15 protein-coding genes are annotated in these 13,083 nt (G+C 56.1%); 10 read left to right on the forward strand and 5 right to left on the reverse strand.

Translation table 11 applies throughout. The features are described 5' to 3' along the window. Positions 1-65: 65 nt before the first annotated feature. Both hemF and amiA read right to left on the reverse strand, forming a co-directional pair. Complete coding sequence (hemF, locus tag SK62_RS05640) at positions 66-965, reverse strand: oxygen-dependent coproporphyrinogen oxidase (protein WP_023295114.1); 900 nt, start codon at positions 963-965, stop codon at positions 66-68. Continuing rightward, positions 965-1,840, reverse strand: a complete 876-nt coding sequence (amiA, locus tag SK62_RS05645; protein ID WP_015572219.1) for an N-acetylmuramoyl-L-alanine amidase AmiA — start codon at positions 1,838-1,840, stop codon at positions 965-967. Before amiA ends, hemF begins: the two co-directional genes overlap by 1 nt. Before the next feature lie 212 nt (positions 1,841-2,052). Between amiA and SK62_RS05650 the strand changes: the two genes are divergently transcribed. The 10 genes from SK62_RS05650 to pdxK all read left to right on the forward strand — a co-directional run bounded on the left by SK62_RS05650 (position 2,053) and on the right by pdxK (position 10,399). Then, positions 2,053-2,478, forward strand: a complete 426-nt coding sequence (locus tag SK62_RS05650) for a GNAT family acetyltransferase (RefSeq protein WP_003861292.1) — start codon at positions 2,053-2,055, stop codon at positions 2,476-2,478. Continuing rightward, positions 2,465-2,914 (forward strand): DUF2919 domain-containing protein, encoded by a 450-nt coding sequence (locus SK62_RS05655; RefSeq protein WP_023304181.1) that lies wholly within the window; start codon positions 2,465-2,467, stop codon positions 2,912-2,914. The genes SK62_RS05650 and SK62_RS05655 overlap by 14 nt, the downstream gene beginning before the upstream one ends. A 63-nt stretch (positions 2,915-2,977) precedes the next feature. Further along, on the forward strand, positions 2,978-3,553 hold the full coding sequence (locus SK62_RS05660) for an RpoE-regulated lipoprotein (protein WP_015572220.1): 576 nt from the start codon (positions 2,978-2,980) through the stop codon (positions 3,551-3,553). Positions 3,554-3,645: 92 nt separating this feature from the next. Next, positions 3,646-4,545, forward strand: coding sequence for a Dyp-type peroxidase (locus SK62_RS05665; protein ID WP_015572221.1), 900 nt, complete (start codon positions 3,646-3,648; stop codon positions 4,543-4,545). Between the two features lie 176 nt (positions 4,546-4,721). Further along, positions 4,722-5,735 carry a sulfate ABC transporter substrate-binding protein gene (locus SK62_RS05670; RefSeq protein ID WP_017383479.1) on the forward strand — a complete coding sequence of 338 codons (1,014 nt, stop codon included), beginning with the start codon at positions 4,722-4,724 and terminating at the stop codon, positions 5,733-5,735. Then, the gene (gene cysT, locus SK62_RS05675) at positions 5,735-6,568 is read left to right on the forward strand and encodes a sulfate/thiosulfate ABC transporter permease CysT (RefSeq protein WP_017383478.1); all 834 of its coding nucleotides are present in this window, start codon (positions 5,735-5,737) and stop codon (positions 6,566-6,568) included. Before SK62_RS05670 ends, cysT begins: the two co-directional genes overlap by 1 nt. Continuing rightward, on the forward strand, positions 6,568-7,443 hold the full coding sequence (gene cysW / locus SK62_RS05680; RefSeq protein WP_003861305.1) for a sulfate/thiosulfate ABC transporter permease CysW: 876 nt from the start codon (positions 6,568-6,570) through the stop codon (positions 7,441-7,443). The genes cysT and cysW overlap by 1 nt, the downstream gene beginning before the upstream one ends. Next, complete coding sequence (gene cysA / locus SK62_RS05685; RefSeq protein ID WP_047719305.1) at positions 7,433-8,527, forward strand: sulfate/thiosulfate ABC transporter ATP-binding protein CysA; 1,095 nt, start codon at positions 7,433-7,435, stop codon at positions 8,525-8,527. The genes cysW and cysA overlap by 11 nt, the downstream gene beginning before the upstream one ends. 118 nt (positions 8,528-8,645) lie before the next feature. Next, positions 8,646-9,557, forward strand: coding sequence for a cysteine synthase CysM (cysM, locus tag SK62_RS05690; protein ID WP_047719304.1), 912 nt, complete (start codon positions 8,646-8,648; stop codon positions 9,555-9,557). A gap of 5 nt (positions 9,558-9,562) precedes the next feature. Beyond that, the gene (gene pdxK / locus SK62_RS05695) at positions 9,563-10,399 is read left to right on the forward strand and encodes a pyridoxine/pyridoxal/pyridoxamine kinase (protein WP_047746437.1); all 837 of its coding nucleotides are present in this window, start codon (positions 9,563-9,565) and stop codon (positions 10,397-10,399) included. Positions 10,400-10,443: 44 nt separating this feature from the next. On the opposite strand, the gene crr is transcribed toward pdxK, so the two are convergent. From crr to ptsH, 3 genes are read right to left on the reverse strand one after another with little or no spacing between them, the layout of a single operon-like run. Beyond that, on the reverse strand, positions 10,444-10,953 hold the full coding sequence (crr, locus tag SK62_RS05700; protein ID WP_003861316.1) for a PTS glucose transporter subunit IIA: 510 nt from the start codon (positions 10,951-10,953) through the stop codon (positions 10,444-10,446). 40 nt (positions 10,954-10,993) lie between these two features. Then, a complete protein-coding gene (ptsI, locus tag SK62_RS05705) occupies positions 10,994-12,721 on the reverse strand; it encodes a phosphoenolpyruvate-protein phosphotransferase PtsI (RefSeq protein WP_006811455.1) in 1,728 nt (575 codons plus the stop codon). Between the two features lie 45 nt (positions 12,722-12,766). Further along, positions 12,767-13,024, reverse strand: a complete 258-nt coding sequence (gene ptsH, locus SK62_RS05710; RefSeq protein WP_000487600.1) for a phosphocarrier protein Hpr — start codon at positions 13,022-13,024, stop codon at positions 12,767-12,769. Positions 13,025-13,083 lie beyond the last annotated feature (59 nt).

Genomic DNA, 13,083 nt, shown 5'->3' on the forward strand with positions numbered 1-13,083 from the left:
ACCCTCTCAAAGGGAGAGGGAATTTATACTCCCTCTCCCTTTGGGAGAGGGCAGGGGTGAGGGGGTTACACCCAGTCCCGAACCCGAATAAAATCACGCAAGGCAGCCTCCGGGCTGCCTTCTTTGGGTTCAAAGCTGTATTCCCAGCGCACCAGCGGCGGCATCGACATCAGAATGGACTCCGTGCGCCCACCGGTTTGCAGGCCAAACAGCGTCCCGCGATCCCATACCAGGTTAAACTCCACGTAACGCCCGCGGCGGTACAGCTGGAACTCACGCTCGCGAACGCCGTAGTCGGTGTTTTTGCGGCGTTCGACAATCGGCAGATAGGCATCGGTAAAGCCTTCACCCACTGCGCGCATAAAGCTGAACGCGGTATCAAAATCCGGCGTGTTGAGATCGTCAAAGAACAGCCCGCCGATGCCGCGTTGCTCGTCGCGATGCTTCAGATAGAAATAATCATCGCACCACTTTTTGTATTTCGGGTAAACGTCTTCGCCAAACGGCAGGCAGAGGTCGCGCGCGGTGGTGTGCCAGTGCACGGCGTCCTCTTCGAAGCCATAGTAAGGCGTTAAGTCGAAACCGCCGCCAAACCACCAGACCGGATCGGCCCCCGGTTTTTCCGCGATGAAAAAGCGCACGTTGGCGTGGCTGGTTGGCACAAACGGGTTATGCGGATGCACCACCAGCGAGACGCCCATCGCCTCGAAGCTGCGGCCCGCCAGTTCAGGCCGATGCGCCGTGGCGGACGCCGGCATTGCATCACCGTGGACGTGGGAGAAGTTGACCCCGGCCTGTTCAAAAATGCCACCGTTACGCAGCACGCGGCTGCGCCCGCCGCCGCCCGCTTCGCGCTGCCAGGCATCTTCCTGGAATTCACCGCCGTCTGCGGCGGCCAGTTTCTGGCAAATCGCGTCCTGTAACTGCATCAGGAAAGTTTTGACCAGCTGTGCATTCGGTTTCATCAACGTTTCCTGGAGTGCGCTTTTTGATTATCGAACCAGTTGAAATAACTGATGACCCCGGAGGCGATAGCGTTCGCGATCTTCTGACGAAACGCCGTGGTGCCGAGTAAACGCTCCTCTTCCGGGTTGGTAATGAACGAGGTTTCCACCAGCACGGACGGAATGGACGGGGACTTCAGCACCACAAACGCGGCCTGCTCGGTGCTTTTACTGTGCAGACGGTGCACGGGCTTAATCCGTTTAAGGATATGCGAGCCGAGCGTCAGGCTGTTTTTGATGGTATCGGTCTGCACGAGATCAAACAGAACCTGCTGCAACAGATGGTCTTTGTCGGTGGCTTTTTTCCCGGCCACTTCATCCGCCCGGTTTTCGCGATCGGAGAGGTATTTCGCCATGGCGCTACTGGCGCCACGGTTGGAGAGGGCGAACACCGATGCGCCTGCGGCGGAAGGGTTTGTGAAGCCATCCGCGTGAATGGACATAAACAGGTCGGCGCCGTGCTTATGGGCAATTTCCACGCGATCGTACAGCGGGATAAACGTGTCGCCCGTGCGCGTCAGGCGGGCGTCAATGCCGTTGCTGCGTAAAATTGCGCGCACATTTTTTGCAATTGCCAGCACGACGTGTTTTTCTTTCGACCCGTTTCGGCCAATGGCGCCGGTGTCGATCCCGCCGTGGCCCGGATCGAGCATGACCAGACGCTTTGCCCCGGCTTTTTTGGTTTTCGGCTTGCTGTGTCCGTTACTGGTTTTAAGCGAGCTCTCTTCTTTTGCCTGAGCCTGCTTTGCGATGCCTGTTAACGTTAAGGCCGCCAGCCCCGCTTTGAGAACCTGACGACGCGATGTGAGTGCTTTTAATGGTTTGAATGTGCTCATGCGGCCTGAATTGTAAAAATTGGGGTCCTGGTGTTATATCGTATCGCGTTTTGCGTGACGACATTCCTTATTGAGAATTGTTTTACTTTTCATTTCAATACGTGACAAAGTGACATTATGCCAAATTTTGGCGAGTTTTTCCCCGGTTATTGGCTAAATGCCCTGTTCACGCCATAATCACTGTTTTTAAACCCGAAAAGGCGGTTAATACCATGGAGATACGCGTTTTTCGCCAGGAAGATTTCGAAGAGGTGATCACCCTTTGGGAGCGCTGCGATCTGCTGCGTCCGTGGAACGATCCGGAAATGGACATCGAACGGAAGGTGAATCACGACGTCAGTCTGTTTCTGGTCGCTGAGGTCAACGGCGAGGTGGTCGGGACGGTAATGGGCGGGTACGACGGCCACCGCGGGTCGGCCTACTATCTGGGCGTGCACCCGGAATATCGCGCGCGCGGCATCGCCAACGCGCTGCTTAACCGTCTGGAAAAGAAACTGATCGCCCGTGGCTGCCCGAAAATCCAGATTATGGTGCGGGAAGATAACGACGTGGTGCTGGGCATGTATGAACGTCTGGGCTACGAGCACGCGGATGTACTGACGCTGGGTAAGCGCCTGATCGAAGATGAAGAGTACTGAGTTCCACCCTGGCGACTATGATGTTCACGGTCGTCTGCGTCTGCCTTTTTTATTCTGGTGCGTTCTGCTGTTGCAGGCCCGCACCTGGGTGCTGTTCGTGATGGCTGGCGCGTCACGCGGGCAGGGCGATACGCTACTGAATCTCTTTTATCCCGATCACGATGCGTTCTGGCTGGGGTTACTGCCCGGTGTACCGGCGGTGCTGGCGTTCCTGTGCAGCGGTCGGCGGCAGTTCCTCCCGCGCTTCTGGCGCGCGCTTCGCTGGCTGTTGATTCTGGCGCAGGTTGTGCTCCTGATCTGGCAGCCCGTGCTCTGGCTGTACGGCGAGCCGCTTTCCGGTATCGGGATTGCGCTGGTGGTGGCGGATATTGTCGCGCTGCTGTGGCTGGTCACGAACCCCCGTTTACGCGCCTGTTTTACGCAAGAGTCAGATTAAAACGGCACTTTTTGCCGATACTGCACTCCAACAAGCGTTGATTTATTACGTAAGGACGTCTCAATGAAATCGCTGCGTTTACTTTTATGCGCTCTCCCGCTGGCGTTAACCGGCTGTTCCACGCTCTCATCCATCAACTGGTCTGCGGCCTATCCGTGGAACTGGTTTGGCTCCTCAACGGAAGTGACCGAGCAGGGCGTGGGCAAAATCACCGCCTCGACGGCGCTGGATCAGGATGCCATTCAGGAGGCCATCGGCAGTGATTATCGCCTGCGCAGCGGCATGAAAACCGAGAACGGCAACATCGTGCGCTATTTCGAAGCGTTGAAAGACGACAAGGTGGCGATGGTCATCAACGGCGATAAAGGTACGGTCAACCGCATTGCGGTGATGGATGAAGAGATCCCGACCTCAGGTGGCGTGAAGGTAGGTACGCCGTTTGGCGAGCTCTACCAGAAAGCGTTTGGCCACTGCGCCAGCGTGCCGTCGGATGATAGCGTGGCGGTCGAGTGTAAGGCCGACGGCAGCCAGCACATTAGCTATGTATTCAGCGGCACCTGGAACGGTCCGGAAGGGTTAATGCCCTCTGACGACACCCTGAAAAAGTGGAAAGTGAGCAAAATTATCTGGAAGCAGTAATTTGCGCCTGAGCAAGCCGCCTCGCTGAAATCCAGGTATAATAGCCGCCATCAATGCCACGCTGTCGTGGCATCTTTTTTTCAGGAGGAGCGATGTCTCAGGTTCAGAGTGGCATTTTGCCAGAACATTGCCGCGCGGCGATTTGGATTGAAGCCAACGTCAAAGGGGACGTGGATGCCCTGCGCGCGGCCAGCAAAATTTTCGTTGATAAACTGGCCACCTTTCAGGCCAAATTCCCCGAAGCCCATCTGGGCGCGGTGGTTGCCTTTGGCAACACCGTCTGGCGTCAGCTGAGCGGCGGCGAAGGCGCAGAAGAGCTGAAAGACTTTATTCCTTATGGCAAAGGTCTTGCGCCCGCCACCCAGTATGACGTCCTGATCCATATCCTCTCCCTGCGCCATGACGTGAATTTCTCCGTCGCTCAGGCAGCGATTGAGGCCTTTGGTGACAGCATCGACGTGCAGGAAGAGATCCACGGTTTCCGCTGGGTGGAAGAGCGCGATTTGAGCGGCTTCGTCGACGGCACCGAAAACCCGGCCGGGGAAGAGACGCGTCGCGAGGTGGCTGTAATCAAGGATGGCGTGGACGCAGGCGGCAGCTACGTGTTCGTCCAGCGCTGGGAGCATAACCTCAGGCAGCTTAACCGCATGAGCGTGCATGACCAGGAGATGATGATTGGCCGCACCAAAGACGCCAATGAAGAGATTGACGGCGATGCGCGTCCGGTCACGTCCCACCTGACCCGCGTTGACCTTAAAGAAGACGGTAAGGGGCTGAAGATTATTCGCCAGAGCTTGCCGTACGGCACCGCGAGCGGTACGCACGGCCTGTACTTCTGCGCTTACTGTGCACGCCTCTACAACATCGAACAGCAGCTGCTGAGCATGTTTGGCGATACCGACGGCAAGCGTGACGCCATGCTGCGCTTCACCCGTCCCGTGACCGGCGGCTACTACTTTGCGCCGTCCGTTGAGCGCCTGCTGGCGCTGTAAATCGCTCTCCATTCGTAGGCCGGGTAAGCGTTAGCGCCACCCGGCAATTTCTCCCGCACCCCTTATTCCCTTTTCTGCTTCTAAATCACCAAACGGTATATAAAACCGTTACTCCTTTAGACTCCGTTATAAATATTATGACTATAAGATAGTCATCACATTTATAAGGGTGCGCAATGGCCGTTACTGTACTGAAAAAAGGATCGCTGGCACTGGCAGGTTTACTGCTGGTGGCGCAGGCGCAGGCAACCGAGTTGCTGAACAGTTCTTATGATGTTTCACGCGAGCTGTTTGCCGCCCTTAATCCCGCATTTGAACAGCAGTGGGCGAAAGATAACAACGGCGACAAGCTGACCATCAAACAGTCGCACGCTGGTTCATCCAAGCAGGCGTTGGCCATTTTGCAGGGGCTGAAAGCGGATGTGGTGACCTACAACCAGGTCACGGACGTGCAGATCCTGCACGACAAAGGCAAGCTGATCCCGGCGGACTGGCAAAGCCGCCTGCCGAACAACAGTTCGCCGTTCTATTCCACCATGGGCTTCCTGGTGCGCAAGGGCAACCCGAAAAACATTCACGACTGGAACGACCTGGTGCGTTCTGACGTCAAGCTGATTTTCCCGAATCCGAAAACCTCCGGCAACGCGCGTTATACCTATCTGGCGGCGTGGGGCGCGGCGGACAAAGCTGACGGTAACGATAAAGCGAAAACCGAACAGTTTATGACCCAGTTCCTGAAAAACGTCGAAGTGTTTGACACCGGCGGCCGGGGCGCAACCACCACTTTCGCCGAGCGCGGGCTGGGCGATGTGCTGATCAGCTTTGAATCCGAAGTGAACAATATTCGTAAACAGTACGAAGCGCAGGGCTTCGAAGTGGTTATCCCGAAAACTAACGTTCTGGCCGAGTTCCCGGTGGCGTGGGTGGATAAAAACGTCAAAGCCAACGGCACTGAGAAAGCGGCAAAAGCCTATCTCAACTATCTGTACAGCCCGCAGGCGCAGACGGTGATTACTGACTATTACTACCGCGTTAATAATCCGGACGTGATGAACAAGCTGAAAGACAAATTCCCGCAGACCGAGCTGTTCCGCGTGGAAGATCATTTCGGCGCCTGGCCTGAGGTGATGAAAACGCATTTTGCCAGCGGCGGTGAGTTAGACAAATTGCTGGCGGCGGGGCGTAAGTAATGTTTGCAGGATCAACAAGACGTGTGCTGCCGGGTTTTACCTTAAGCCTCGGGACCAGCCTGCTGTTCGTCTGTCTGATTTTATTGTTACCGCTCAGCGCTCTGGTGATGCAGCTCGCTGAGATGAGCTGGTCCCAGTACTGGGAAGTGGTCACCAACCCGCAGGTGGTGGCGGCCTACAAGGTCACGCTGCTGTCTGCGTTCGTGGCCTCGATTTTTAACGGCGTGTTTGGCCTGCTGATGGCATGGATCTTAACCCGCTATCGCTTCCCGGGCCGCACGCTGCTCGACGCCCTGATGGATCTGCCGTTTGCCCTGCCGACGGCGGTGGCCGGTCTGACGCTGGCGTCGCTGTTCTCCGTGAACGGCTTTTACGGCGAATGGCTGGCGAAGTTTGATATTAAAGTGACCTATACCTGGATCGGTATCGCGGTGGCGATGGCCTTCACCAGCATCCCGTTTGTGGTACGTACCGTGCAGCCGGTGCTGGAAGAGTTAGGCCCCGAATACGAAGAGGCCGCGGAAACCCTGGGCGCCACGCGCTGGCAGAGTTTCCGTAAGGTTGTGCTGCCGGAACTTTCTCCGGCCTTGCTGGCGGGGGTGGCGCTTTCCTTTACCCGCAGCCTCGGTGAATTTGGCGCGGTCATTTTTATCGCCGGGAACATCGCGTGGAAAACCGAAGTGACCTCGCTGATGATTTTTGTCCGTTTGCAGGAGTTTGATTATCCGGCCGCGAGCGCGATTGCCTCGGTGATCCTTGCCGCGTCGCTGCTGCTGCTGTTCTCGATTAACACTCTGCAAAGTCGCTTTGGTCGACGTGTGGTAGGTCACTGATGGCGGAAGTTACGCAATTGAAGCGCTATGACGCGCCCCGCATCAACTGGGGCAAATGGTTTCTGATTGGTACCGGCGTGCTGGTCTCCGCATTCATTCTCGTCGTGCCGATGGTGTACATCTTCGTGCAGGCCTTCAGCAAAGGGATTATGCCCGCGCTGCAAAACCTGGCCGATCCGGACATGCTCCACGCCATCTGGCTGACGGTGATGATTGCCCTGATCACCGTCCCGGTGAATCTGGTGTTTGGCGTATTGCTGGCCTGGCTGGTAACGCGCTTTAACTTCCCGGGGCGTCAGCTGCTGCTGACCCTGCTGGATATCCCGTTTGCGGTGTCTCCGGTGGTGGCGGGTCTGGTTTATCTGCTCTTCTACGGCTCCAATGGCCCGCTGGGCGGCTGGCTGGATGAACACGACCTGCAAATCATGTTCGCCTGGCCGGGGATGGTGCTGGTGACCGTCTTTGTCACCTGTCCGTTCGTGGTGCGCGAGCTGGTGCCGGTGATGCTCAGCCAGGGCAGCCATGAAGATGAAGCCGCGGTGCTGCTCGGCGCTTCCGGCTGGCAGATGTTCCGCCGCGTCACGCTGCCGAATATCCGCTGGGCACTGCTTTACGGCGTGGTGCTGACCAACGCCCGTGCGATCGGTGAGTTTGGCGCGGTGTCGGTGGTATCCGGCTCGATTCGCGGCGAAACCCTGTCGCTGCCGTTACAGATTGAATTACTGGAACAGGACTACAACACCGTCGGTTCCTTTACTGCCGCAGCGTTGCTGACGCTGATGGCGATTTTGACCCTGTTTTTGAAGAGTGTGGTGCAGTGGCGTTTAGAGAATCAGGAAAAACGTCAGCATCAGGAGGGAAATCATGAGCATTGAGATTGCCAATATTAAGAAGTCTTTTGGTCGCACCCAGGTGCTGAATGATATCTCGCTGGATATCCCTTCCGGACAAATGGTGGCGCTGCTGGGGCCGTCTGGCTCCGGTAAAACCACGCTGCTGCGTATTATCGCCGGGCTTGAACACCAGACCAGCGGACATATTCGCTTCCACGGTACGGACGTTAGCCGCCTGCACGCCCGCGACCGTAAAGTGGGCTTTGTATTTCAGCATTATGCGCTGTTCCGCCACATGACGGTATTCGACAACATCGCGTTTGGCCTGACCGTGCTGCCGCGTCGTGAACGTCCAGATGCCGCCGCCATCAAAGCGAAAGTGACCAAACTGCTGGAGATGGTGCAGCTTGCGCATCTGGCGGACCGCTTCCCGGCTCAACTTTCCGGCGGGCAGAAGCAGCGCGTGGCGCTGGCGCGTGCGTTAGCCGTTGAACCGCAAATCCTGCTGCTGGACGAACCGTTTGGCGCGCTGGATGCGCAGGTGCGAAAAGAGCTGCGCCGCTGGCTGCGTCAGCTGCATGAGGAACTCCAGTTCACCAGCGTTTTCGTGACCCACGATCAGGAAGAGGCGATGGAAGTGGCCGATCGCGTGGTGGTAATGAGTCAGGGCAACATTGAGCAGGTTGACGAGCCAGAGCAGCTCTGGCGTGAACCGGCGACCCGCTTTGTGCTGGAGTTTATGGGGGAAGTCAACCGCCTTAAGGGCACCATTCGCGGCGGTCAGTTCCACGTTGGCGCGCACCGCTGGCCGCTGGGGTATACTTCCGCGCATCAGGGGCCGGTGGATCTGTTCCTGCGTCCGTGGGAAGTGGACGTCAGCCGCCGTACCAGCCTGGATTCACCGCTTCCGGTGCAGGTGCTGGAAGCTAGCCCTAAAGGGCACTACACCCAATTGGTGGTACAGCCCCTGGGCTGGTACACCGAGCCGTTGACCGTGGTTATGCGTGACGACGAGCCGCCGCACCGGGGGGAGCGTCTTTTTGTGGGGCTGCAACACGCGCGCATTTATCATGGCAACGAGCGCATTGAAACGCGCGAGGATATTGCTCTGGCGGAGTCAGCCTGATAGGTTATTAGTATGTTTATCGCCCGGTGGCGCTGCGCTGACCGGGCCTACAGTTATCACTGCGTCTTGTAGGCCGGGTAAGCTAAGCGCCACCCGGCTTTTTTATTGAGTAAAAATCGTGAATACACTCGAACACACCATCGGCAACACCCCTCTGGTCAAACTTCAGCGCATGGGGCCTGATAACGGCAGCGAAATCTGGGTCAAACTCGAAGGCAATAACCCGGCGGGGTCGGTGAAAGACCGGGCGGCACTGTCGATGATTGTCCAGGCCGAGAAGCGCGGTGAAATTAAGCCAGGCGACGTGCTCATTGAGGCCACCAGCGGAAATACCGGTATCGCGCTGGCAATGATTGCCGCCCTGAAAGGCTACCGCATGAAGCTGCTGATGCCGGATAACATGAGCCAGGAGCGCCGGGCCGCCATGCGCGCCTATGGAGCCGAGCTGATTCTGGTGAGCAAAGAGCAGGGGATGGAAGGGGCGCGAGATTTAGCGTTAGCGATGGCGGAGCGCGGGGAAGGCAAGCTTCTCGACCAGTTCAACAACCCGGACAACCCGTACGCGCACTACACCACCACCGGCCCGGAAATCTGGCAGCAAACCGACGGGTGCATCACCCACTTTGTCTCCAGCATGGGGACCACGGGCACGATCACCGGTGTGTCACGCTTTCTGCGCGAACAGGAGAAGCCGGTGACGATTGTCGGCCTGCAACCGGAAGAGGGGAGCAGCATTCCGGGCATCCGCCGCTGGCCGGCGGAGTATATGCCGGGCATCTTTAATGCGCAGCTTGTGGACCAGGTGCTGGATATTCATCAGCGCGAGGCGGAAAATACCATGCGTGAGCTGGCCGTGCGTGAAGGTATCTTCTGCGGCGTCAGCTCTGGCGGTGCCGTAGCGGGCGCGATCCGGGTGGCCGAGTCCACGCCGGGAGCGGTGGTCGTGGCGATTATTTGCGATCGCGGCGACCGTTATCTGTCTACCGGCGTCTTTGGTGAAGAGAGTTATTCGCAGGGGGCGGGGATTTAAGCGTCATGGAGATGATTTTATTCCGGGATAACACCCGGGCGCAGCAAACCGATATTGTCGCCGTACAGTCGCAGGTGGTGTACGGCAGCGTGGGAAACAGCATCGCGGTGCCTAATATTCGCACCCACCGGCTGAACGTTACCGCCGTGCCAACGGTGCTGTTCAGCAATACGCCGCACTACGACACCTTCTACGGCGGGGTGATCCCGGACGAGTGGTTCAGCGGCTACCTTAAGGCGCTGGAAGAGCGCGAGATCCTGCGCGAGCTTAAAGCGGTCACCACCGGCTATATGGGCAGCGCCAGCCAGATCGTGCTGCTGGCGCAGTGGCTGAAGGCAATCAAAGTGCAACATCCCGATCTGCTGGTGCTGGTTGACCCGGTGATCGGGGATATCGATAGCGGGATGTACGTGAAGCCGGATATTCCTGAAGCCTACCGTGAGCATCTGCTCCCGATGGCCCAGGGCATTACGCCCAACGTGTATGAACTGGAAGTGCTGAGCGGCAAACCGTGCCGTACGCCGGAGAGCGCCATTGCCGCCGCGCAGGGGCTGCTGTCCGACACGCTGAAATGGGTGGCGATCACCAGCGCGCCAGTGGCTGACGATCCGCAGAATATCCACGTCGTGCTGGTGAGCGAAGAAGGTGTTACCGTAAGCGCGCACCCGCGCGTAGAGACGGATCTGAAAGGAACGGGCGATCTGTTCTGTTCAGAGCTGGTCAGCGGCATTGTGGGAGGTAAGACCGTTGCCGATGCCATTCGCATGGCGGGCGATCGGGTGACTGACGTTATGATCTACACGCAGTCGAAAGGCTATGACGAGCTTATCCTGCCGGCATAAACAAAAATGGCGCCCGAAGGCGCCATTTTTCTGTGCGGCAAGAATTACTTCTTGATGCGGATAACCGGGGTTTCACCCACGGTGACGCTGCCAGACAGTTTGATCAGTTCTTTGATTTCGTCCATGTTGGAGATAACAACCGGAGTCAGGGTAGACTTCGCTTTTTCTTCCAGCAGCGGCAGATCGAATTCAATTACCGGGTCGCCAACTTTAACACGCTGGCCTTCTTCCGCGATACGTTTGAAGCCTTCGCCTTTCAGTTCAACGGTGTCGATACCGAAGTGAACGAACAGTTCGATACCGCTATCGGATTCGATAGAGAACGCATGGTTGGTTTCAAAAATTTTACCGATGGTGCCGTCAACTGGAGCAACCATTTTGTTGCCAGTTGGTTTGATAGCAATGCCATCACCAACGATTTTCTCAGCAAACACTACATCCGGCACGTCTTCGATGTTGACGATCTCGCCGGAGAGCGGAGCAACAATCTCAATAGTTCCGGAGTCTTTCTTGTCATCAGAAACCAGAGATTTCAGTTTATCGAACAAACCCATGATCTTCTCCTAAGCAGTAAATTGGGCCGCATCTCGTGGATTAGCAGATTGTTTTTTCTTCAATGAACTTGTTAACCAGCGTCATTAACTCGTCCGTTGTCGGTTGAGCAAGAGCCTGCTCTGCTAACACCTTCGCATCTTCGAAGTTCGTGTTACGGATAATCTTCTTAATGCGCGGGATGGAAATGGCGCTCATAGAGAATTCGTCCAGACCCATACCCAGCAACAGAAGTGTAGCACGTTCGTCGCCTGCAAGCTCACCACACATGCCAGTCCATTTACCTTCTGCATGAGAAGCATCAATAACTTGCTTGATCAAATTCAGTACGGACGGTGACATTGGCTGGTAGAGATGTGAAATCATATCATTACCACGGTCAACTGCCAGGGTGTACTGCGTTAAATCATTGGTACCGATACTAAAGAAATCAACTTCTTTGGCTAAATGACGCGCAATGGTCGCGGCTGCCGGTGTTTCCACCATCACGCCGATCTCAATGGATTCGTCAAATGCTTTACCTTCGTCGCGCAGTTCCTGTTTGTAGATTTCGATCTCTTTCTTCAGTGCACGCACTTCTTCAACAGAGATGATCATCGGGAACATGATGCGCAGTTTACCGAAAGCGGAGGCACGCAGAATAGCGCGAACCTGGTCACGCAGGATCTCTTTGCGATCCATGGCGATACGCACGGCACGCCAGCCCAGGAACGGGTTCTCTTCTTTCGGGAAGTTCATGTACGGCAGCTCTTTGTCGCCACCGATGTCCATGGTACGGACGATTACAGCCTGCGAGCCGCACGCTTCCGCAACCGCTTTGTACGCTGCAAACTGCTCTTCTTCCGTTGGCAGAGCGTCGCGATCCATGAACAGGAATTCAGTACGATACAGACCTACACCTTCCGCGCCGTTGCGCTCAGCGCCGTCAACGTCACGTACGGTACCGATGTTAGCGCACACTTCAACCTGATGGCCGTCCAGCGTGATAGCTGGCAGATCTTTCAGTTTAGCGAGTTCCGCTTTCTCGGTAGCAACCTGCTCCTGAACGGAACGCAGCTGCTCGATCACATCGTTAGTTGGGTTGACGTAAACCACATTGTTTACGGCATCCAGAATCAGATAGTCGTCGTTTTTAACCTGGGAGGTAACGCTACCGGTACCCACAATGGCTGGCAGCTCCAGAGAACGCGCCATGATTGAGGTGTGGGAGGTACGTCCACCTGCATCAGTAATGAAACCCAGCACCTTGTTCAGGTTCAGCTGTGCGGTTTCAGACGGGGTCAGGTCAGCGGCAACCAGGATGACTTCGTCCTGAATCGCGCTCAGATCGATGATGGCCAGACCCAGGATGTTGCGCAGCAGGCGCTTACCGATGTCACGTACGTCAGCCGCACGTTCTTTCAGGTATTCATCGTCCAGCTCTTCCAGGGCAGATGCCTGACCTTCGATAACTTCATGCGCAGCCGCGTCGGCCGTCATGCCTTTATCTTTAATCAGGGCTATGATTTCCTGCTCCAGCTCCTCATCTTCGAGCAGCATAATGTGCCCTTCGAAGATGGCTTCTTTTTCTTCACCGAAAGTTTCGCCAGCTTTAGTTTTAATCGCTTCCAGTTGCGCAGATGCCTTGGCACGACCGCTCAGAAAACGTTCAACTTCCTGATCAACCTTGTCGGCAGAAATTTTTTTCCGGTCAATGACGATTTCGTCTTCTTTCAGCAGCAATGCTTTGCCGAAAGCGATACCCGGGGATGCTAAAATGCCTGAAATCATAACCCTACCTTACTTGTGACTGATATTGAAAAGAACCCGGTAAACTTACTCGAGTTCAGCCATCAGCTTAACCAGATGCTCAACTGCTTTCTGCTCGTCTTCACCTTCAGCGGAGATGGTAACAACCGTACCCTGAGTCAGGCCCAGAGTTTGCAGCTTGAACAGGCTTTTTGCGCTAGCGCTTTTGCCGTTGGAAGTCACAGTGATTTCAGAAGTGAAGCCTTTCGCTTCTTTAACAAACTGAGCAGCAGGGCGGGTGTGCAGACCGTTCGGAGCGGTAATGGTAACTTCTTGCTGGAACATTGTATTTCCCCAACTTATAGGTTTAGTGTTGTGGAACTAAAGTCTAGCCTGGCGACTTA

Source organism: Enterobacter sp. BIDMC109, assembly GCF_001037885.1.
In the GTDB taxonomy this organism is placed as follows: Bacteria; Pseudomonadota; Gammaproteobacteria; order Enterobacterales; family Enterobacteriaceae; genus Enterobacter; species Enterobacter hormaechei_C.